Source organism: Margalitia sp. FSL K6-0131, assembly GCF_038008735.1.
Lineage (GTDB): Bacteria > Bacillota > Bacilli > Bacillales > Bacillaceae_C > Margalitia > Margalitia shackletonii.
In genome coordinates this window covers 1713001-1734330 of record NZ_JBBOZS010000001.1, presented here as the reverse complement: position 1 = coordinate 1734330, position 21330 = coordinate 1713001, and the positions used below count along the sequence as shown (strand labels likewise).

At 41.2% G+C, this 21330-nt stretch carries 14 protein-coding genes, 22 tRNA genes and 3 rRNA genes; 5 read left to right on the top strand and 34 right to left on the bottom strand.

Annotation, left to right across the window (positions count from 1 at the left end; genetic code table 11):
- Positions 1 to 75: 75 nt before the first annotated feature.
- The 24 genes from NSQ59_RS08430 to NSQ59_RS08315 form a co-directional block, all read right to left on the bottom strand.
- A tRNA-Glu gene (locus NSQ59_RS08430) sits at positions 76 to 147 on the bottom strand.
- Positions 148 to 159: 12 nt separating this feature from the next.
- Positions 160 to 250: transfer RNA gene (locus tag NSQ59_RS08425), tRNA-Ser, on the bottom strand.
- A gap of 8 nt (positions 251 to 258) precedes the next feature.
- Positions 259 to 333: transfer RNA gene (locus NSQ59_RS08420), tRNA-Asn, on the bottom strand.
- 38 nt (positions 334 to 371) lie between these two features.
- Positions 372 to 448: transfer RNA gene (locus tag NSQ59_RS08415), tRNA-Ile, on the bottom strand.
- A gap of 8 nt (positions 449 to 456) precedes the next feature.
- A tRNA-Gly gene (locus NSQ59_RS08410) sits at positions 457 to 530 on the bottom strand.
- A gap of 8 nt (positions 531 to 538) precedes the next feature.
- Positions 539 to 614: transfer RNA gene (locus NSQ59_RS08405), tRNA-His, on the bottom strand.
- A 30-nt stretch (positions 615 to 644) separates the two neighbouring features.
- A tRNA-Phe gene (locus NSQ59_RS08400) sits at positions 645 to 720 on the bottom strand.
- A gap of 167 nt (positions 721 to 887) precedes the next feature.
- Positions 888 to 964 (bottom strand) — tRNA-Asp (locus NSQ59_RS08395).
- Positions 965 to 1027: 63 nt separating this feature from the next.
- Positions 1028 to 1101, bottom strand: a tRNA-Met gene (locus NSQ59_RS08390).
- Positions 1102 to 1131: 30 nt separating this feature from the next.
- Positions 1132 to 1224, bottom strand: a tRNA-Ser gene (locus tag NSQ59_RS08385).
- Between the two features lie 9 nt (positions 1225 to 1233).
- A tRNA-Ile gene (locus NSQ59_RS08380) sits at positions 1234 to 1310 on the bottom strand.
- A gap of 6 nt (positions 1311 to 1316) precedes the next feature.
- A tRNA-Met gene (locus NSQ59_RS08375) sits at positions 1317 to 1393 on the bottom strand.
- 17 nt (positions 1394 to 1410) lie between these two features.
- Positions 1411 to 1486 (bottom strand) — tRNA-Ala (locus NSQ59_RS08370).
- A gap of 11 nt (positions 1487 to 1497) precedes the next feature.
- A tRNA-Pro gene (locus tag NSQ59_RS08365) sits at positions 1498 to 1574 on the bottom strand.
- A 13-nt stretch (positions 1575 to 1587) separates the two neighbouring features.
- Positions 1588 to 1664 (bottom strand) — tRNA-Arg (locus NSQ59_RS08360).
- 36 nt (positions 1665 to 1700) lie between these two features.
- Positions 1701 to 1789, bottom strand: a tRNA-Leu gene (locus tag NSQ59_RS08355).
- Positions 1790 to 1799: 10 nt separating this feature from the next.
- Positions 1800 to 1874: transfer RNA gene (locus NSQ59_RS08350), tRNA-Gly, on the bottom strand.
- Between the two features lie 17 nt (positions 1875 to 1891).
- A tRNA-Leu gene (locus tag NSQ59_RS08345) sits at positions 1892 to 1973 on the bottom strand.
- Positions 1974 to 1999: 26 nt separating this feature from the next.
- Positions 2000 to 2075: transfer RNA gene (locus NSQ59_RS08340), tRNA-Lys, on the bottom strand.
- 8 nt (positions 2076 to 2083) lie between these two features.
- Positions 2084 to 2159, bottom strand: a tRNA-Thr gene (locus NSQ59_RS08335).
- 125 nt (positions 2160 to 2284) lie between these two features.
- A tRNA-Val gene (locus NSQ59_RS08330) sits at positions 2285 to 2360 on the bottom strand.
- Positions 2361 to 2369: 9 nt separating this feature from the next.
- Positions 2370 to 2486, bottom strand: a 5S ribosomal RNA gene (gene rrf, locus NSQ59_RS08325).
- 226 nt (positions 2487 to 2712) lie between these two features.
- Positions 2713 to 5647: ribosomal RNA gene (locus tag NSQ59_RS08320) — 23S ribosomal RNA — on the bottom strand.
- A gap of 349 nt (positions 5648 to 5996) precedes the next feature.
- Positions 5997 to 7547 (bottom strand): 16S ribosomal RNA (locus NSQ59_RS08315).
- Together the 16S, 23S and 5S rRNA genes with 21 tRNA genes alongside form the textbook arrangement of a ribosomal RNA operon.
- Positions 7548 to 7876: 329 nt before the next feature.
- Between NSQ59_RS08315 and NSQ59_RS08310 the strand changes: the two genes are divergently transcribed.
- The gene (locus NSQ59_RS08310) at positions 7877 to 8044 is read left to right on the top strand and encodes a hypothetical protein (RefSeq protein WP_161809219.1); all 168 of its coding nucleotides are present in this window, start codon (positions 7877 to 7879) and stop codon (positions 8042 to 8044) included.
- Here the strand turns inward: NSQ59_RS08310 and NSQ59_RS08305 are convergent.
- Positions 8041 to 8943: a DMT family transporter gene (locus tag NSQ59_RS08305; protein WP_055738950.1), complete on the bottom strand. Its 903-nt coding sequence runs from the start codon at positions 8941 to 8943 to the stop codon at positions 8041 to 8043. The two genes, NSQ59_RS08310 and NSQ59_RS08305, sit on opposite strands and share 4 nt — an antisense overlap.
- Before the next feature lie 214 nt (positions 8944 to 9157).
- Between NSQ59_RS08305 and NSQ59_RS08300 the strand changes: the two genes are divergently transcribed.
- Complete coding sequence (locus NSQ59_RS08300) at positions 9158 to 9841, top strand: MgtC/SapB family protein (RefSeq protein ID WP_055741164.1); 684 nt, start codon at positions 9158 to 9160, stop codon at positions 9839 to 9841.
- A gap of 233 nt (positions 9842 to 10074) precedes the next feature.
- On the opposite strand, the gene NSQ59_RS08295 is transcribed toward NSQ59_RS08300, so the two are convergent.
- From NSQ59_RS08295 to NSQ59_RS08285, 3 genes are all read right to left on the bottom strand, one after another.
- Positions 10075 to 10473: a disulfide oxidoreductase gene (locus NSQ59_RS08295; RefSeq protein ID WP_055741163.1), complete on the bottom strand. Its 399-nt coding sequence runs from the start codon at positions 10471 to 10473 to the stop codon at positions 10075 to 10077.
- 3 nt (positions 10474 to 10476) lie between these two features.
- On the bottom strand, positions 10477 to 11175 hold the full coding sequence (locus tag NSQ59_RS08290) for a DsbA family protein (RefSeq protein ID WP_055738949.1): 699 nt from the start codon (positions 11173 to 11175) through the stop codon (positions 10477 to 10479).
- A gap of 274 nt (positions 11176 to 11449) precedes the next feature.
- Positions 11450 to 11848: a hypothetical protein gene (locus NSQ59_RS08285; protein ID WP_055738948.1), complete on the bottom strand. Its 399-nt coding sequence runs from the start codon at positions 11846 to 11848 to the stop codon at positions 11450 to 11452.
- A gap of 314 nt (positions 11849 to 12162) precedes the next feature.
- Between NSQ59_RS08285 and NSQ59_RS08280 the strand changes: the two genes are divergently transcribed.
- Complete coding sequence (locus NSQ59_RS08280; protein WP_340830658.1) at positions 12163 to 12834, top strand: transcriptional regulator; 672 nt, start codon at positions 12163 to 12165, stop codon at positions 12832 to 12834.
- Between the two features lie 475 nt (positions 12835 to 13309).
- On the opposite strand, the gene NSQ59_RS08275 is transcribed toward NSQ59_RS08280, so the two are convergent.
- Positions 13310 to 13382, bottom strand: a tRNA-Ala gene (locus NSQ59_RS08275).
- Between the two features lie 93 nt (positions 13383 to 13475).
- On the opposite strand from NSQ59_RS08275, the gene NSQ59_RS08270 reads away from it, so the two are divergent.
- The gene (locus NSQ59_RS08270) at positions 13476 to 14492 is read left to right on the top strand and encodes a potassium channel family protein (protein ID WP_235950727.1); all 1017 of its coding nucleotides are present in this window, start codon (positions 13476 to 13478) and stop codon (positions 14490 to 14492) included.
- Positions 14493 to 14494: 2 nt separating this feature from the next.
- Here the strand turns inward: NSQ59_RS08270 and NSQ59_RS08265 are convergent, their stop codons facing one another.
- Positions 14495 to 14896: a YugN-like family protein gene (locus NSQ59_RS08265; protein ID WP_340830655.1), complete on the bottom strand. Its 402-nt coding sequence runs from the start codon at positions 14894 to 14896 to the stop codon at positions 14495 to 14497.
- Positions 14897 to 14996: 100 nt separating this feature from the next.
- Positions 14997 to 16346, bottom strand: coding sequence for a glucose-6-phosphate isomerase (locus NSQ59_RS08260; RefSeq protein WP_055738945.1), 1350 nt, complete (start codon positions 16344 to 16346; stop codon positions 14997 to 14999).
- 167 nt (positions 16347 to 16513) lie between these two features.
- Between NSQ59_RS08260 and NSQ59_RS08255 the strand changes: the two genes are divergently transcribed.
- Positions 16514 to 16744, top strand: coding sequence for a DUF378 domain-containing protein (locus NSQ59_RS08255; protein ID WP_055738944.1), 231 nt, complete (start codon positions 16514 to 16516; stop codon positions 16742 to 16744).
- A 66-nt stretch (positions 16745 to 16810) separates the two neighbouring features.
- On the opposite strand, the gene NSQ59_RS08250 is transcribed toward NSQ59_RS08255, so the two are convergent.
- From NSQ59_RS08250 to pruA, 3 genes are all read right to left on the bottom strand, one after another.
- A complete protein-coding gene (locus NSQ59_RS08250; RefSeq protein WP_055738943.1) occupies positions 16811 to 18055 on the bottom strand; it encodes a Glu/Leu/Phe/Val family dehydrogenase in 1245 nt (414 codons plus the stop codon).
- Between the two features lie 208 nt (positions 18056 to 18263).
- Positions 18264 to 19478, bottom strand: coding sequence for an ornithine--oxo-acid transaminase (locus tag NSQ59_RS08245; RefSeq protein ID WP_055738942.1), 1215 nt, complete (start codon positions 19476 to 19478; stop codon positions 18264 to 18266).
- 191 nt (positions 19479 to 19669) lie between these two features.
- Positions 19670 to 21214, bottom strand: coding sequence for an L-glutamate gamma-semialdehyde dehydrogenase (gene pruA, locus NSQ59_RS08240; RefSeq protein WP_126649481.1), 1545 nt, complete (start codon positions 21212 to 21214; stop codon positions 19670 to 19672).
- Between the last annotated feature and the right edge of the window lie 116 nt (positions 21215 to 21330).

Genomic DNA, 21330 nt, shown 5'->3' with positions numbered 1-21330 from the left:
AGTTCCCTCAAATTCACCTTTCTCACTATTTGAAGCTAGTTATGTCCCAGCCTCTTTTTTCACTCTATTAAACTATGACCCGTACGGGATTCGAACCCGTGTTACCGCCGTGAAAGGGCGGTGTCTTAACCGCTTGACCAACGGGCCAAGGTGAAAATATGGCGGAGAAGGAGGGATTTGAACCCTCGCGCCGCTTACGCGACCTACACCCTTAGCAGGGGCGCCTCTTCAGCCACTTGAGTACTTCCCCAAAAAAAATGGCTCCGCAGGTAGGATTCGAACCTACGACCGATCGGTTAACAGCCGATAGCTCTACCACTGAGCTACTGCGGAACAATAATTGAAAGTTATTTTGCTATTGCAAAAAATTCTGGTGGGCCTAAATGGACTTGAACCATCGACCTCACGCTTATCAGGCGTGCGCTCTAACCAGCTGAGCTATAGGCCCATTTACTATGGAGCGGGTGATGGGAATCGAACCCACGACAACAGCTTGGAAGGCTGTAGTTTTACCACTAAACTACACCCGCGTAAAATATGGGGCGACTAGTGGGAATCGAACCCACGAATGTCGGAGCCACAATCCGATGCGTTAACCACTTCGCCATAGCCGCCATTACAAATAAATATTATTAAAAGATGGATGGTGGCTCGGGACGGAATCGAACCGCCGACACAAGGATTTTCAGTCCTTTGCTCTACCGACTGAGCTACCGAGCCATAATTGTATAAAATTCCTAAAAATAATTTGCAGTCGCTTCGTCCCAATCTCAGAAAGCTTTGCAAGTAGCAGCTCGATTGGTACGCTGGTAGTAACGCTACGAAGATCATTCATCGTGCTCTACCGACTGAGCTACCGAGCCATAATTACTTATTTTTAAAATAAATGGCGGTCCGGACGGGACTCGAACCCGCGACCTCCTGCGTGACAGGCAGGCATTCTAACCAGCTGAACTACCGGACCAGGTTTTTTCAAGAATTGAAAATAAACTTTCTTATAATCTTCCTTGAAAATAACTTACCTTAATTGCGGGGGCAGGATTTGAACCTGCGACCTTCGGGTTATGAGCCCGACGAGCTACCGGACTGCTCCACCCCGCGACGATATTATAAAACCATTTTATTTAATTATGGCGGAGGAAGAGGGATTCGAACCCCCGCGCGGTTTAACCCGCCTGTCGGTTTTCAAGACCGATCCCTTCAGCCAGACTTGGGTATTCCTCCGAATGATTATGGTGGACCTTGTAGGACTCGAACCTACGACCGGACGGTTATGAGCCGTCTGCTCTAACCAGCTGAGCTAAAGGTCCATTTTATGGTAGCGGCGGAGGGGATCGAACCCACGACCTCACGGGTATGAACCGTACGCTCTAGCCAGCTGAGCTACGCCGCCATAAAATACTATATTATTGGTGGAGCCTAGCGGGATCGAACCGCTGACCTCCTGCGTGCAAAGCAGGCGCTCTCCCAGCTGAGCTAAGGCCCCATTTTTTTAAGTGGTCGGGAAGACAGGATTCGAACCTGCGACCCCATGGTCCCAAACCATGTGCTCTACCAAGCTGAGCTACTTCCCGTTTGTATTGATAATGGCGCGCCCAAGAGGAGTCGAACCCCTAACCTTTTGATCCGTAGTCAAACGCTCTATCCAATTGAGCTATGGGCGCATATTATGGTAGTTTATTTTGCTTTGCAAAAAAACTTGGTGCCGAGGACCGGAATCGAACCGGTACGGTAGTCACCTACCGCAGGATTTTAAGTCCTGTGCGTCTGCCAGTTCCGCCACCCCGGCAAAGGGTATTTGGAGCGGAAGACGGGATTCGAACCCGCGACCCCCACCTTGGCAAGGTGGTGTTCTACCACTGAACTACTTCCGCGCAGAAATTTTTATCAATGCGGGTGAAGGGAGTCGAACCCCCACGCCTTGCGGCGCCAGATCCTAAGTCTGGTGCGTCTGCCAATTCCGCCACACCCGCGTTATGAAAATTTATTTACTTTAAAATGGTGAGCCATGAAGGACTCGAACCTTCGACCCTCTGATTAAAAGTCAGATGCTCTACCGACTGAGCTAATGGCTCGTATTAAATGGTGCCGGCCAGAGGACTTGAACCCCCAACCTACTGATTACGATTCAGTTGCTCTACCAATTGAGCTAGGCCGGCATTTCAAGCATTCATTTTGCAATTAAATGACTTAAAATATCTGGTCCAACTAAATAATCAAAGCAGTTAACTTTCATTATTGTAGCCGGGCCGGCTTTATCTGAAATCTTTTATCATCAATAATATGGTGGAGGATGACGGGATCGAACCGCCGACCCCCTGCTTGTAAGGCAGGTGCTCTCCCAGCTGAGCTAATCCTCCATTATGTAAGCCTGGCAACGTCCTACTCTTGCAGGGGGAGAGCCCCCAACTACCATCGGCGCTGAGAAGCTTAACTTCCGTGTTCGGGATGGGAACGGGTGTGACCTTCTCGCCATAATTACCAGACTATATGAGGTTTGTTCCCTCAAAACTAAATACTGCAGAAGAAGAAGTAAAACTGAGTTTCGCTTTTTTCAATCCAGCTCCAGCGCCTATCGGCTAGTGAATTTCTCCGTCTCCTCCCTACGATAAGTCAACATCAGTTCGTGAACTACCTCACTGTGTTTCCTTTATCTCAGTCGAAGACTACGAAATTCATACGCCGATGAGCAAGGCGCTTCCGCTTTATATTTTGGTTAAGTCCTCGATCGATTAGTATTCGTCAGCTCCATGTGTCGCCACACTTCCACCTCGAACCTATCAACCTGATCATCTTTCAGGGATCTTACTAGCTTGCGCTATGGGAAATCTCATCTTGAGGGGGGCTTCATGCTTAGATGCTTTCAGCACTTATCCCTTCCGCACATAGCTACCCAGCGATGCCTTTGGCAAGACAACTGGTACACCAGCGGTGCGTCCATCCCGGTCCTCTCGTACTAAGGACAGCTCCTCTCAAATTTCCTACGCCCACGACGGATAGGGACCGAACTGTCTCACGACGTTCTGAACCCAGCTCGCGTACCGCTTTAATGGGCGAACAGCCCAACCCTTGGGACCGACTACAGCCCCAGGATGCGATGAGCCGACATCGAGGTGCCAAACCTCCCCGTCGATGTGGACTCTTGGGGGAGATAAGCCTGTTATCCCCGGGGTAGCTTTTATCCGTTGAGCGATGGCCCTTCCATGCGGAACCACCGGATCACTAAGCCCGACTTTCGTCCCTGCTCGACTTGTAGGTCTCGCAGTCAAGCTCCCTTGTGCCTTTACACTCTACGAATGATTTCCAACCATTCTGAGGGAACCTTTGGGCGCCTCCGTTACTCTTTAGGAGGCGACCGCCCCAGTCAAACTGCCTGCCTGACACTGTCTCCCACCCCGATCAGGGGTGCGGGTTAGAATTTCAATACAGCCAGGGTAGTATCCCACCGACGCCTCCACCGAAGCTGGCGCTCCGGCTTCAAAGGCTCCTACCTATCCTGTACAAGCTGTACCAAAATTCAATATCAGGCTGCAGTAAAGCTCCACGGGGTCTTTCCGTCCTGTCGCGGGTAACCTGCATCTTCACAGGTACTATAATTTCACCGAGTCTCTCGTTGAGACAGTGCCCAGATCGTTACGCCTTTCGTGCGGGTCAGAACTTACCTGACAAGGAATTTCGCTACCTTAGGACCGTTATAGTTACGGCCGCCGTTTACTGGGGCTTCAATTCAGAGCTTCGCTTACGCTAACCCCTCCTCTTAACCTTCCAGCACCGGGCAGGCGTCAGCCCCTATACTTCGCCTTGCGGCTTCGCAGAGACCTGTGTTTTTGCTAAACAGTCGCCTGGGCCTATTCACTGCGGCTCTCTCGGGCTTGCACCCTACCAGAGCACCCCTTCTCCCGAAGTTACGGGGTCATTTTGCCGAGTTCCTTAACGAGAGTTCTCTCGCTCACCTTAGGATTCTCTCCTCGCCTACCTGTGTCGGTTTGCGGTACGGGCACCTTTCACCTCACTAGAGGATTTTCTTGGCAGTGTGGAATCAGGAACTTCGGTACTATATTTCCCTCGCTATCACAGCTCCGCCTTCACGGTTACGGGATTTGCCTCGTAACCAGCCTAACTGCTTAGACGCACATAACCAGCAGTGCGCTTACCCTATCCTCCTGCGTCCCCCCATCGTTCAAACGGTGAAGAGGTGGTACAGGAATATCAACCTGTTGTCCATCGCCTACGCCTTTCGGCCTCGGCTTAGGTCCCGACTAACCCTGAGCGGACGAGCCTTCCTCAGGAAACCTTAGGCATTCGGTGGAAGGGATTCTCACCCTTCTTTCGCTACTCATACCGGCATTCTCACTTCTAAGCGCTCCACTAGTCCTTCCGGTCTAGCTTCACCGCCCTTAGAACGCTCTCCTACCACGGACACCTGTCAGGTGTCCATCCACAGCTTCGGTGATACGTTTAGCCCCGGTACATTTTCGGCGCAGAGTCACTCGACCAGTGAGCTATTACGCACTCTTTAAATGGTGGCTGCTTCTAAGCCAACATCCTGGTTGTCTAAGCAACTCCACATCCTTTTCCACTTAACGTATACTTTGGGACCTTAGCTGGTGGTCTGGGCTGTTTCCCTTTTGACTACGGATCTTATCACTCGCAGTCTGACTCCCAAGCATAAGTATTTGGCATTCGGAGTTTGTCTGAATTCGGTAACCCGATGAGGGCCCCTAGTCCAAACAGTGCTCTACCTCCAATACTCTTCATCTTGAGGCTAGCCCTAAAGCTATTTCGGAGAGAACCAGCTATCTCCAAGTTCGATTGGAATTTCTCCGCTACCCACACCTCATCCCCGCACTTTTCAACGTGCGTGGGTTCGGGCCTCCAGTAAGTGTTACCTTACCTTCACCCTGGACATGGGTAGATCACCTGGTTTCGGGTCTACGACCTCATACTTATTCGCCCTATTCAGACTCGCTTTCGCTGCGGCTCCGCTTCATCAGCTTAACCTTGCATGAAATCGTAACTCGCCGGTTCATTCTACAAAAGGCACGCTATCACCCATTAACGGGCTCTAACTACTTGTAGGCACACGGTTTCAGGTTCTCTTTCACTCCCCTCCCGGGGTGCTTTTCACCTTTCCCTCACGGTACTGGTTCACTATCGGTCACTAGGGAGTATTTAGCCTTGGGAGATGGTCCTCCCTGCTTCCGACGGGATTTCACGTGTCCCGCCGTACTCAGGATCCACTCTGGAGGGAACGAAGTTTCAACTACAGGGTTGTTACCTTCTTTGACGGGCCTTTCCAGACCTCTTCATCTACTCCGTTCCTTTGTAACTCCGTATAGAGTGTCCTACAACCCCAAGAGGCAAGCCTCTTGGTTTGGGCTTCTTCCGTTTCGCTCGCCGCTACTCAGGAAATCGCGTTTGCTTTCTCTTCCTCCGGGTACTTAGATGTTTCAGTTCCCCGGGTCTGCCTTCATTACCCTATGTATTCAGGTAAAGATACTGCTCCATTACGAGCAGTGGGTTCCCCCATTCGGAAATCTCCGGATCAAAGCTTGCTTACAGCTCCCCGAAGCATATCGGTGTTAGTCCCGTCCTTCATCGGCTCCTAGTGCCAAGGCATCCACCGTGCGCCCTTACTAACTTAACCTATAAGGTTATTACTACTTTAAATTGGATTAAATCCATAAAGTGGCGATTCTCGGTTTTACTTGGTTTCTTCTATCAGTATCTAGTTTTCAAGGAACAAGGCTACTGACTTCAATCACATCATGATTAAACGTCAGAGAATTTGCTACATGCTGCCTTGCTCCGAGGTGAACCTAATCATCCTCGAATATGCTTTGCCGCAGGAGCAAAAAACTTTGTTAGAATTAGAAATATTTTCTTAATAGTTTCTAATTTATAACAATATATTTGAAAGGATTGACCTTTCAAAACTGAACAGAACTTAAAAACGTCTTCTTATAACCACGTAAGTGGTTTTCCATTATCCTTAGAAAGGAGGTGATCCAGCCGCACCTTCCGATACGGCTACCTTGTTACGACTTCACCCCAATCATCTGTCCCACCTTCGGCGGCTGGCTCCAAAAGGTTACCTCACCGACTTCGGGTGTTACAAACTCTCGTGGTGTGACGGGCGGTGTGTACAAGGCCCGGGAACGTATTCACCGCGGCATGCTGATCCGCGATTACTAGCGATTCCGGCTTCATGCAGGCGAGTTGCAGCCTGCAATCCGAACTGAGAATGGTTTTATGGGATTGGCTTAACCTCGCGGTCTCGCAGCCCTTTGTACCATCCATTGTAGCACGTGTGTAGCCCAGGTCATAAGGGGCATGATGATTTGACGTCATCCCCACCTTCCTCCGGTTTGTCACCGGCAGTCACCTTAGAGTGCCCAACTGAATGCTGGCAACTAAGGTCAAGGGTTGCGCTCGTTGCGGGACTTAACCCAACATCTCACGACACGAGCTGACGACAACCATGCACCACCTGTCACTCTGTCCCCCGAAGGGGAACGCCCTATCTCTAGGGTTGTCAGAGGATGTCAAGACCTGGTAAGGTTCTTCGCGTTGCTTCGAATTAAACCACATGCTCCACCGCTTGTGCGGGCCCCCGTCAATTCCTTTGAGTTTCAGCCTTGCGGCCGTACTCCCCAGGCGGAGTGCTTAATGCGTTAGCTGCAGCACTAAAGGGCGGAAACCCTCTAACACTTAGCACTCATCGTTTACGGCGTGGACTACCAGGGTATCTAATCCTGTTCGCTCCCCACGCTTTCGCGCCTCAGCGTCAGTTACAGACCAGAGAGTCGCCTTCGCCACTGGTGTTCCTCCACATCTCTACGCATTTCACCGCTACACGTGGAATTCCACTCTCCTCTTCTGCACTCAAGTCTCCCAGTTTCCAATGACCCTCCACGGTTGAGCCGTGGGCTTTCACATCAGACTTAAGAAACCGCCTGCGCGCGCTTTACGCCCAATAATTCCGGACAACGCTTGCCACCTACGTATTACCGCGGCTGCTGGCACGTAGTTAGCCGTGGCTTTCTGGTTAGGTACCGTCAAGGTACCGCCCTATTCGAACGATACTTGTTCTTCCCTAACAACAGAGTTTTACGATCCGAAAACCTTCATCACTCACGCGGCGTTGCTCCGTCAGACTTTCGTCCATTGCGGAAGATTCCCTACTGCTGCCTCCCGTAGGAGTCTGGGCCGTGTCTCAGTCCCAGTGTGGCCGATCACCCTCTCAGGTCGGCTACGCATCGTCGCCTTGGTGAGCCGTTACCTCACCAACTAGCTAATGCGCCGCGGGTCCATCTGTAAGTGATAGCCGAAGCCATCTTTCAATCTTTCCTCATGCGAGGAAAGAAGTTATCCGGTATTAGCCCCGGTTTCCCGGAGTTATCCCAGTCTTACAGGCAGGTTACCCACGTGTTACTCACCCGTCCGCCGCTAACTTTTAAAAGCAAGCTTTTAAAAGTCCGCTCGACTTGCATGTATTAGGCACGCCGCCAGCGTTCGTCCTGAGCCAGGATCAAACTCTCCAAAAAAGCGTTTGATATAGCTCATTATTTTCAAAAACATTGACGTTTTGTTCTGTTCAGTTTTCAAAGATCAATGTCACTTTCTTTTATAAGCGACTTTTATATCATATCATTTTCTCCGATGCTTTGTCAATTCTTTTTTAATAGAATTTTTATTGAGTTTTTATGGTGAATACCTTGAACTCTATCGGACGAATAATAATATAACATGAATTACTAATCAATGCAATACCATTTTTTCATGAATTTTTAAGCAAAAAGTTTATTGAACATACTTTGTCCTTTATATAAATATATTAGCAAAAAGCAATAATAAATGAAAGGTGTAATTTCATATGGCAGGTAATTTCGCACTTGGTTTATCCATTCTCATGACATTGTATCTCTTTTGTTGTGCAATTATGGATATGAAGCGAGAAAACAAAAGCATCTTTTCACTTCATATGATTTTAGTAATTATTATGGCTTTTGTATTCTCAGGATTAGCTTATATATTCATTTAATGATTAGATCTTCTTTTAACAGTCTTAACAGGTATGCCATCAAAAACAAAAAACAGCACACTTACGATAATGATAATTCCTCCAACAACCTGGGTCATAACGATTTTTTCATTAAATATATAATAAGCTAATATAGCCGCTCCGATAGGTTCAAAAAGAATAGCCATCGAAATCGTAGCGGTACTTATCCACTTTATACACCAATTAAAAATGGTGTGTCCTAATAAAGTTGGGAAAATGGCTAGCAGCAAAAAGTAAATCCAATCTTGAATTTGTAAATGGTAGAATGGTTCTTTCTTTATTAATATATATAGAAATAAAACAATAGAGCTTATTGCATAAACAATGAAAGTATAAGTCATTAATGAAAGCCTTTTTCGGATATTTTGTCCTATAAGTAAATAACCTGTTACAAGTGCACATGCAGCAAGAGCAATTAAATCACCAATAAGCGCTTTGCCATTAATCGCAAAATCGCCCCAGCTTATTATAAAACTTCCTAATACTGCAATTACTCCACTAGTAATAGCTTTTGCCGAAAAAGATTCTTTGAAAATCAAGAAAGTGCCGACAAACGCAAAAAGAGGCTGTAAGGTAACCAGAACGGTTGAACTTGCGACTGATGTCAGATTTAACGATTCAAACCATAGTATAAAATGAAATGCTAAAAAAACTCCCGCAATAATAGACTTTACCCAGTCTCCAATCGTAATAGTGCGGAGTTCTCTTACATTCTTCATTAAAAAAAAGGGGAGCATTAATAAAACAGTAAAAAATAAACGATAAAATGCAATAACCCCGGAATCAGCAGATGACAATTTTACTAGAATAGCAGAAGTAGATACAGCAATCACTCCAACTATTAGTGCGAAATACGGATTTATTTTCGGAGTTTTCATATTTTTCTCCTTCTATAACAATGGTGTATGTGATAAAATGACATACACCATTTTAAACCCTTTTCACATCAATTGCCATCCAATAATTTTACTTTAGTTAAACAACTATTTGCTGTTGAATCAGGGCCATAAGCGGAAATATGATTTGATCGTTTTATAATCCTTACTTTAATAATAGGGCCTTTTATTTAGAAAGGGGTTTACTTCAGTGGAAATGATAGATAATGAGATACTATTAAAGCTCGGAATCTCCGCTATTTTGGGATTAATTATCGGATTAGAGAGAGAACTTAAAAGAAAGCCACTCGGGTTAAAAACCAGTCTTGTCATTTCTATTACCAGTTGCTTACTTACGATTGTCTCTATTCAATCTGCCTATTCTTTCCCAAAATCCCATCAAGTTCCGATAGGCATGGATCCGCTTCGGCTTGCAGCACAAATCGTTTCCGGAATTGGTTTTCTTGGCGCAGGGGTAATATTAAAAAAAGGAAATGATAATATTACTGGTTTAACAACTTCTGCAATGATTTGGGGTGCAGGAGGAATTGGCATTGCTGTTGGTGCAGGTTTTTATTTCGAAGCCATTGCCGGTGTTATATTATTAATGATAAGCGTCGAAATATTACCTTCCATCCTTAGAATAATCGGTATTAAACAATTAAGACAAAAGGATATTCAAATCAAGATTATTGTTCAAGAGAAGGAAAGTATTGATAGGGTTATAGTAAACCTAGAAGCAATGCAGATTGTCTTGGAGGGTATAAGAATAAGAGATTTACAAGAAAAAGGTCATTTAATAGAGTTAAAGGCTTTGGTTGGTTTTCAAAAGCCAATTTCGGAAATTTATAATGAAATATCTAACTTGAAGGAAGTAACGAGCACTGATATCGAAATTTAGTGAGTTACTGACTTTTTATAGCCTCTAAAAACTTTACTTTTCATTTAGAATAAATTTGGTGAACCAATCAAATGGAGTGAAATCATATATACCTGGAAACACGAATAAAGCAGAAGAAAACATGGATTTTGCTGACAAAGTACTTTATATTGCTAAAAATTATGGAAGAAATCGGTTCATGTCCAATAAAAAAGCGAAGCTTCGTAATAAAGAGCTTCGCTTTTTATTCTTTCTTAATTTTTTTTGACTTTAAACATTGCGACAGTAATAAGCGTAAATGCGATAAATGCAAGCAGCGGAATAGTGATGAAACCAAGCCAGTTAATGTATTGACCAGAGCATGGAACACCGCTAGTACAAACTTGAACTTCTTTCATAAATGGCACCTTTTGTATGCTGTAATGATAGATAGATATTATCATTCCAATAATAGACAATGGCATAACATATTTATATATATTCTTATCATGATTAAAAACCGCCACCCCAAGGATAACCACTAACGGGTACATAAGGATCCGTTGATACCAGCAAAGAGTACAAGGTATAAACTTCATTATCTCACTAAAGTATAGGCTTCCTAACATTGCAATAATAGCTGTTACCCATGCGAAACCTAAAGCTTTATTCATCATCTATTTCCCCTTTGCCGCATCGTTAATCATTTTTATTAGATCCTCATATGTTTTGCCATTAAATTCTTTTCCATTAATAAAGAATGTCGGGGTTGAATTGATCTTAAGTTTTTTCACATATGAAGTGTCCTTATCCAAAGCACCTTTATAACGGTTTTCCTTAACTGCACTTTCTACCTTTTTAACATCGTCTTCATTAACAATTTCCCTTAAAGTATTTTGTAAAAAAGAATCAGTATACAAGTCTATACGTTCATATTTTTCATCTTCCGGTTGTTTTTTATAAAGCAAATCATGAAACTTCCAAAACACATCATTTCCTAATTCACCATATACTGCTTCTGAAAACAACGCTGCCGTTGTGGAATCTTTATTAATAAAAGGATAATTCATAAAGTAGAATTTCACTTTTCCATTATCCACTAGTTTTTTTATTGTTGCTGGATAAACATTTTCCGTAAAGTTTTTACAGACAGGGCATTTATAATCGCCAAATTCAACAATATTTACTGGAGCGTCACTTTTACCAAGGTACGGCTGATTTTTATAGTTGAAATCAAATTCAGCATCGTTTTTTCCAGTTAATTTACTTAATAAGATCAATCCAATGATACAAATCACCACGAGGCCAATTACCCAATAAAAAAAAGTTCTCGATGAATGATTTGCATTTTTCGGTTTGCTCATTTGTTTTGCCATTATTTCACCTCATAGATATATTTCTGGATATAGGTTGTTATTCTTGTAATTTTATTAGAAGACTTCTTCTTAAATAAACCATTTCTATTAAATCATACTATAATTTCATAGCAAAAGTGTAATTCCTTTTCGTTTTTCGTAAAATCTCCACATCCGTTTAAGTAACTTTATGTTAGTTACTTTATATTAATAAGTAAACGGAGTCAAGTAGTTATCATAGTATTTATACGACCACACAATAAAAAAGGACCAAACTAAACGGTCCTTTTTTATATTATTTATCAAGTTTTACGGAGATTGCCGGAGAAGAATACACTTTCAAGCATCCTTCCAAATCTTTCTCTTTTAATAACCCTAAATGAATAGCTGATTTAATTTTTTCCTCATCAGGACGTTTCACAATTTGTATCAAATCATTAAAGTTAAGTTCTTCTAATCTTTGCACCGTTTCTATTTCATCATACTTTTCCGTTTTTCTAATCAGCCTTTGTAATTTATAGTTTCCAATTTTGATTTGTCCTTTTGAATGGAGACCGATATTTTGATCAAAATAAAGATGGAAAGCTTTTTTATATTCTTCCATTTTACTTTCTATTTCCTTTTTCTGCTGGCTCCATTCAAAGTATTGAGTCACCATTTCTTCTGTTATAAGTTGGTCGAATTGTTTACTCATTCCCTTTCCTCCATTTATACTAGATAATTCATCATATGGGAAAAGGTAAATAAATATGACGAACAAAAAAGAGAACATATCATATACGTGTATGAAAACAAATGGGATCAATATTGACTGTAGCGCTTGTAAGTCTCCTCAAAAATATTCGAACAATGTTATTGCAGCAAAAGTAGTTTCAAGCTAAACTAAAAATAATAGTCAGTCATTATAATGGCCGCTTCAATACATTTACAAAATGCTTCTGGCATTAGGTATTGTATTTAAGCGGCATTTTTATTTGACTTACTAAAATAATAATAAGGAGGGTATAGATGTCACAGTTTGAAGAAAAGTTTAAAAAATGGCACCAGGATAATATTACAAATGAAAAAAATCATAGAAGGCGTGAAATTTTAGAAAAAGGGTTGGGGCATGGGACAATGGAATTCCTTCGATTGGTTTGGTTCCCTGTTGTTGGAAATTTCGATCACTTGCACCCTGAATGGGAGGTACAGGATTTCAATAATGGATATCGTTACCTCGATCTTGCCTATATGCCTGGACAAGCGAAAGGAGGAATTGAAATTCAAGGATATGGCCCTCATGCTAGGGACCTTGATGTAAGACGCTTTAAAGATTTATGTTGGCGACATTCATTGTTAGCGCTTGATGGCTGGACATTCCTACCTATTGCTTATTTATCTATTCAAGATGAACCAAAGAGATGCCAACAACTTATATTATCTTTCATTGGGAAATTCACCTCTATAGATGTACCATCTCAATTGTCTTGGCTCGAAGCAGAAACGGTGCGATTTGCTCATCGTTTGCTGCGTCCGTTCACTCCTATTGAAGTTGCTAATCATCTTAGAATTAGTGATCGCCATACCAGAAGAATTTTGCGTAAACTTGTTGATTTACAAATTCTTGCTGTTGCAAGCGGAAAAAAGCGAGCCCGGACTTATAGCCTCGTTTTACCTACAATAAATTTACCACAATGTTGACTGCATTATATGCGGACACACGTTCCGCTATTCCCTTGAAATACTGTATTTTCATAATGTTAACGGACTCTCATTCCGTTATTGTATGCAAATCACCGTAAAAGATTCGCGTTTATACACAATAACGGATCTTGTGTCCGCTAATACCCGGATTCTACCCCTTTTGTCACAAATAACGGAACCTCTGTCCGATTGGAAAGTATTCTCCCTATTTTCCGGACACACGTTCCGCTATTCCCTTGAAATACTGTATTTTCATAATGTTAACGGACTCTCATTCCGTTATTGCATGCAAATCACCGTAAACGATTTGCTTTTTCACACAATAACGGATCTTGTGTCCGCTAAACTCCAATTTTACGCCTTTTGTCACTAATAACGGAACCTCTGTCCGATTTAGAGAGTAGTAACCCTAGATTAAAAAAACGACATCCTTCCTCGTTTTTACGAGAAATAATGTCGTAATAAAAATAAATGGAGCATAGGGGGATCGAACCCCTGACCTCTTGCATGCCATGCAAGCACTCTCCCAGCTGAGCTAATGCCCCTTATATCACTATATTTAAAATTATAGTAGTTTTTGTAAAAACTTCAAGTGTATTTTTACGAAAGAGTTATACACTCTTCCAAATGAGGAAATAATGAAAATCCAAGGAGCTGATGAAATGGTTCAGCATATTTATTTTCGTTTTCTTCGTTGGCCTTTGATTATGAAACTACTTCTTCTAATATTCGGATTAATTATTTCGTTTGGGATTGCCGTTCATTACGTGGAGCCTAAGCAATTTCCGACCATTTTTACCGGTATCTGGTGGGCGGTCATTACAACTGCAACGGTTGGATATGGGGATGTTTACCCCGTAACAGTAAAGGGGAGGATTTTAGGAATTCTTCTAGTCCTTACCGGTGCAGGAGTTGTATCAGCTTATTTTGCCTCTATTGCAGCAACGACCATTCGAATTCAAAATGCGGCAATGAAAGGAACAAAAATGTTTACAGGAAAAGATCATATTATTATTGTAGGGTGGAATGGACGCTCCAAAAATGTCATTGACCAATGGCTCAGCTTAGACAAGCGCCAGTCTATTGTTTTAATCGATGATACATTGGATGTTAATCCATATCCTACTCATCAGGTGCATTTTATAAAAGGAAAGGCTTCTGTTGATGAAACACTGCAAAGAGCCTGTTTAAAAAAGGCCAAATACATATTAATTACTTCTGATCAAAATGAAAATGAATCTCACGCCGATATGGGATCCATTTTAATTTTACTTGCTGTAAAAGGATTCCATCCTGATATATACTGTGTGGTGGAAATTTTGATGAATGAAAATGTGATTAATGCAAAACGTGCTGGTGCAGATGAGGTGATTCAAACAAATGCACAGTCAAGTTATGTAATGATGAATTCATTATTATCCCATGGTATGTCAGATACAATTTTAATGATGTTAGACCACATTAAAGGAAACCATTTAAAGTATATTCCGATTATGGAGGAGTGGAACGGGAAGCATTTTGAAGATATTAGCTCTATGTTAAAGGAAGAAAGAAAACTCCTTATTGGCCTAAAAAGAGGGGGCGAAACCATCATTAATCCCCCTATGCATTTCCATATCTTATCTACTGATCAATTACTTGTTATTTCAAATTAATTCTAATGTAAAATATTTTCTAACTCGCGGACAAGCTCTTTTCCAAAGTCAATATATTTTTTGGGAGTATCTGCATCCTCATCCTTTGGTTCAGCAAATTGATTAAAGGATGCAGATACGTTTCCTGAACCGGTATAATCATCAAGATCATTTTGATATACATGTGTTAAGATAAACGGTGTTCCCAATTCTACAATAGCACCGTCAGAATCTAACGCACCTTCGATTGGTCTAAACGGTACCCTTAAAAACTGATATCCATCATCATCTGCCATTTTAAAATCAAAATAACCCTGATCATAATCCCATCCGCCGCCAATCGAATAACCAATTGGTTTTAACTCTTGTTCCAGCTTATATAATTCGAATTGCTTCCCTTCTATTTTTGATGGAATTCTATACATAAAATAGCCACTCCTTTGTTTTTTATAGTTTTCCAAAGGGGCGGCTATATATTCCTTGTTAAAATAAATAGAACTGTTTAGTGTTACAAACCATCATTATTTACTTCAATCTTTTTTCCAATTCACTTTTCTTTTCCTCAAAACCTGGTTTACCGAGTAAAGCAAACATATTTACTTTATAAGCTTCTACTCCCGGCTGATCAAATGGATTGACACCTAATAAATATCCGCTGATAGCACAAGCCTTTTCAAAGAAATACACAAGATAGCCGAAAGTATAGGCATTCATTTCCGGAATTTCCACAACTAAGTTCGGAACCCCGCCATCTGTATGGGCTAAAAGCGTTCCTTCAAATGCTTTGTTATTTACAAAGTCGACTGTTTGCCCAGCAAGGTAGTTTAGTCCATCAAGATCATTTTGTTCCTTTTCAATCGTGAGCTCATGACGTGGCTTAGAAACCTTAATGACAGTCTCAAATAAATCACGACGGCCTTCTTGAATGTATTGTCCTAATGAATGCAAGTCTGTTGAAAAGTTTGCAGAGGATGGGAATATACCCTTTTGATCCTTTCCTTCACTCTCGCCAAATAATTGCTTCCACCATTCGGAGAAATATTGTAATCCAGGCTCATAATTAATGAGCATCTCGATTGTTTTCCCTTTATTGTATAGGATATTCCTAACTGCAGCGTATTGATAAGCAAGGTTATTTTCAAGCTCCTCTGCTCCGAAATCATTTCTTGCTTGTGCTGCACCATTCATCATCTCTTCGATGTTCGCACCACTTACTGCAATTGGAAGTAAACCGACAGCGGTTAAAACGGAGTATCTGCCACCTACATCATCAGGAATAACAAAGGATTCATACCCTTCCTCATTCGCAAGTGTTTTTAAAGCTCCTCTTGCCTTGTCCGTTGTTGCGTATATGCGTTTCTTTGCATTTTCTTCTCCATATTTTTCTTGGAGTAGTTTTTTGAATACCCTAAATGCAATGGCTGGTTCCGTTGTTGTTCCAGACTTAGAAATCACATTGATAGAGAAATTTTTATCCTCTAAAAGATCCATCACATCTTTCATATAAGTTGAGCTTATATTATTTCCTAAAAAGATGATTTGTGGTGACTGGCGTTTTTCTTTCGGAAGAGCATTATAGAAGCTGTGATTTAGCATTTCTATTGCTGCTCTTGCTCCTAAATAAGATCCGCCAATGCCAATGACAAGCAAAACATCTGAGTCATTTTGGATTTTCTCAGCAGCCTTCTGAATACGAGTAAATTCATCTTTATCATAGTTTACTGGTAAATCAATCCATCCTAAAAAGTCATTTCCTGCACCAGTTTTATCATGCAAAGAATGATGGGCTGTTTTTACTGCATCTTTTAAGTATGTAAGCTCATGTTCTCCAAAAAAAGTTAGTGCCTTTGAATAGTCAAAGCGAATGTGTGTCATATTTAATTCCTCCTTTTCAACTCTCACTGTTTCACTTTATCGAAAGAAAGCTTGTATTTCAAGAATCATATACTATATTTTCATCCTTAAACTTAAGTCTTAGTATGAATAAAATTTATGAAGTAATGCATCCTATTAGTGAATCATTATAAAAAGGAGGAAAAAGGATGAGTGCCGTTCAAAGAATCGCATTAGTATTTACCATTATTGGCGCTATTAACTGGGGTCTCATCGGTTTTTTTCAATTTGATTTAGTAGCTGCAATTTTTGGGCATGCAAGTGCCTTAACGAGGATTATATATGGTATTGTTGGAATCGCCGGACTCATCAATCTTGGTTTATTATTTAAGCCTAATCCAGAGATTGAGCGCTCGGAAGCTAGGACACCAACAAGGTAAAATTAGAAAAGCAACTCCTGCAATATAGGAGTTGCTTTTCTAATTTTTATAAAAAATATCGTATTCTTAGACCCATCCTCTAAATTTAGAGGCCTCTGCCGCATTACGAAGGCCAACCATGTAGGCTGCCAAGCGCATATTAATGCGGCGTGTTTCTGCTGTGTTATACACGTTGTTAAATGATTCAACAAGCTTTTTCCGAAGCTTCTCATTTACTTCTTCTTCTGACCAGTAATATCCTTGATTATTTTGCACCCATTCGAAATAAGAAACCGTTACACCACCTGCACTCGCAAGTACATCAGGTACTAGCAATACACCATTATCACTTAAAATTTTGGTTGCTTCCATCGTGGTAGGGCCGTTAGCTGCCTCTACAATAATAGATGCTTTTATATTATGTGCATTTTCGGCGGTGATTTGATTAGAAATGGCTGCTGGAACAAGAATGTCACAATCAAGCTCTAAAAGCTCTTTATTTGTAATGGTATTTTCAAATAGAGTTGTTACTGTACCAAAGCTATCACGACGATCAAGCAAATAATCGATATCTAAACCATCAGGATCATGCAAAGCACCATATGCATCAGAAATTCCAATTACTTTTGCTCCATAATCATGCAGGAATTTTGCCAAGAAGCTTCCCGCATTACCGAACCCTTGAATAACTACCCGGGCATCTTTTAAATTGATGCCTCTTTTTTTAGCAGCCTCCTCAATACAAATGGTTACACCTTGAGCCGTTGCCTTTTCACGTCCTTCTGATCCACCTAAAACTAATGGTTTTCCTGTAATAAACCCAGGAGAGTCATTCTCACGTAAGCGGCTGTATTCATCCATCATCCATGCCATAATTTGTGAGTTTGTATAAACATCTGGAGCAGGAATGTCTTTTGTAGGGCCAACAATTTGGCTAATTGCCCTTACATACCCGCGGCTAAGCCGTTCAATCTCACTCATAGACATCGTTCTTGGATCACACACAATTCCACCTTTACCACCGCCATAAGGAAGGCCAACAATTCCGCATTTCAAGGTCATCCACATAGAGAGAGCCTTCACTTCATCCTCATTTACTTCAGGATGAAAACGCACCCCGCCTTTTGTAGGGCCTACTGAATCATTGTGTTGAGAACGATATCCTTGAAATACTTTGACTGTACCATCGTCCATTCTTACAGGAATTCTTACCATCAAAACACGTAATGGTTCTTTTAAAAGCTCATACATTTCATCATTAAAGCCTAATTTTACTAGTGCCTCTTTTATAATTTCCTGTGTTGATGTAAATAAATTCAGATTCTCTTCCATCGATTTCGCCTCTTTATAGTAAATAATCGTGTGACGCTTGTATTGTACCATTTAGGCTCTTTTCTTATATTTTGTTGCGGTTGTATACAAAGACTCTTTGTTACAACCAATTTGGGTTAAAAAATGAATAAACTTTATAAGAAAAGATGCCCCGAAACCATCCTATTTCGGATGACGAAAAACAACTATTAATAAAAACAGTCTACCATTAAGATAATACTTTTTTAATCCGTTCAATTGCCCAATCTAAATCTTCCTTAGAAATGACTAGTGGAGGGGCAAATCGGATTACATTTTCATGCGTTTCTTTACATAACAGCCCTTCAGCCTTTAGTGCTTCACAATATTTACGAGCAGGTTCGTCTAACACTACTCCAATAAATAGCCCTTTTCCGCGAACCTCTTTAATCATTGGATTTTGAATTTCTTTCAGTTTTGCCATAAAATATTCACCAAGCTCTAAAGAACGATCAGCAAGATTTTCATCCATTAAAACGTCGAGTGCTGCAATGGACACTGCACACGCTAGTGGATTTCCACCGAAAGTAGAGCCGTGGGAACCAGGATTAAATACACCTAAAATGTCTTTATTCGCTACCACACATGAAATAGGAAATACACCGCCACCCAAAGCCTTGCCCAAGATATACACATCTGGTGTTACCTCTTCCCAATCACAAGCAAATAATTTTCCTGAACGGCATAATCCTGATTGAATTTCATCGGCAATAAATAATACGTTATTTTCCTTACATAATTCATATGCCGCTTGTAGGAATCCTGCTGGCGGAATAACAATACCAGCTTCCCCCTGGATTGGTTCAATTAGAAATGCTGCAGTGTTTGGAGTAATAGCTTTTTTCAATGCATCAATATCCCCGTAAGGAATTAATTTGATTCCGGGAAGCATTGGACCAAAGCCTCTTTTGTATTCCTCATCTGATGATAAAGAAACCGCCGTCATCGTTCGGCCATGAAAATTACCTTCGCATCCAATGATTTCAGCCTGATCCGGAGCTACACCTTTTACATCGTATGCCCAGCGGCGTGCCGCTTTAACAGCCGTTTCCACTGCTTCAGCGCCTGTATTCATCGGTAATACCATGTCTTTATTTGTTAACTGGGACACTTTTTCATACCATGGTCCAAGCTGGTCACTATGAAATGCACGAGAAGTTAAGGTTACACGGTCCGCTTGCTTTTTCAACGCATCAATAATTTTCGGATGACGGTGTCCTTGATTAACGGCGGAGTATGCACTTAACATATCCATATATCTATTTCCCTCAGGATCCTTGACCCAAACGCCTTCTGCTTCTGAAATAACAACTGGCAGCGGATGATAATTATGGGCACCAAAGTTTTCTGTTTGTTCAATTAGTTGTTGTGATTTTGTTAGAGTTTTCAAATTAGTATCCCCCATTCGTTATATAAGTGGAGCCTCTCTAATAAGAAGGTTCCTATTTTCATACACCAGGAAATTATAAAATTTAACCTTGTGGATTACTTTAAAAAAATAGTCTGCGTCTAGCTTCAGCGTCTATAGGCTATCGGATATATTGTTCTCCCCTCTTGATAAGTAAAGAGTGCGAAATCCGTAGTGCCCGCGCATGATTAAAGCATTTCAGATGTAGTTTTACCTTGCATATGAAGTACTAAATAATCTGGTCCTCCAGCTTTTGAATCCGTACCTGACATGTTGAAACCTCCGAATGGCTGGTAGCCTACAATTGCACCTGTACAACCGCGGTTAAAGTACAGATTACCAACCTGAAAGTCTTCGCGAGCTTGTTCGATATGTTCTCTATTATTAGAGATAACAGCTCCTGTTAAACCATATTCTGTGTTGTTGGCAATTTCAAGAGCATGAGAGAAGTCTTTTGCTTTAGAAAATGCAACAACAGGACCGAAGATTTCTTCTTGCATTAAACGCGCATTAGCATCGAGGTCAGCGAAAATCGTTGGCTGAATGAAGAAACCTTTTGAATCATCACCTTCTCCGCCTGCAAGCAATCTGCCTTCTTGTTTGCCAATTTCAATATAGCTTAGTATTTTATTATATGCAGCTTGGTCAATAACAGGTCCCATGAAGTTTTTATCATTTGTCGGGTTGCCTACTGTTAATTCTTTTGTTAATTCAACTGCTCGGTTTAGAACTTGATCATATACATCCTCCACTATTACAGCACGGGAGCATGCGGAACATTTTTGTCCAGAAAAGCCAAATGCAGATGCAACAATCGATTGTGCTGCAAGCTCAAGATCAGCTTCTTTATCTACAACAATCGTATCTTTTCCGCCCATCTCAGCAATTACTCGTTTCAACCAAATTTGTCCTTCGTTTACTTTTGATGCACGTTCGTAAATTCTAATACCTACATCACGAGATCCTGTAAAGCTTACGAATCTTGTTTTCGGATGATCCACTAAATAATCTCCAACTTCTGCACCGCTTCCTGGTACAAAGTTTAGTACACCTTTTGGAAGGCCTGCTTCTTCTAAAACTTCTACAAATTTAGCTGCAATAATAGGTGTTGTTGAAGCTGGTTTTAAAAGAACTGTATTCCCTGTTACAAGTGCGGCCACAGTTGTACCTGCCATGATTGCAAATGGGAAGTTCCATGGTGAAATGACAATACCAACACCAAGAGGGATATAACCGAAACGATTATATTCACCTGGACGGCTTTGAACAGGAATACCGTCTTTTAAACTTAACATTTGACGACCATAATATTCCAAGAAATCAATACCTTCAGCTGTATCTGCATCTGCTTCTTTCCATGGTTTACCTGCTTCTTTCACCATTAATGCAGAAAATTCATGCTTACGACGGCGAACGATTGCCGCAGCCTTGAATAAAATATCTGCTCGTACTTCCGGTTTTACTTTTCTCCAAGTTTGGAATGTTTCATATGCTGTTGTCATTGCTTTTTCAGCAAGATCTTTATTTGCTTTGGACACGCGTCCAATTACTTCTTCCTTATCAGCAGGGTTAACAGATACAATTTTATCATCCGTTGTGATTCTTTCTCCGCCTATAACGAGTGGATAGTCTTGACCTAAATAGCTTTCCACTATGCTTAATGCTTCTTGAAATGACTTTTTATTTTCTTCATTATTAAAATCTGTAAGTGGTTCGGTTTTGTATGGAATCATTCATCTTCCTCCTTTTATAGGCTTATTTTTTGCTTTTTCAATCTTATCCGCAAAAAATATTTGCATTAAGAAAACCCTTACAATATAATAATGCAAAAATATATTGCATTTTTCAA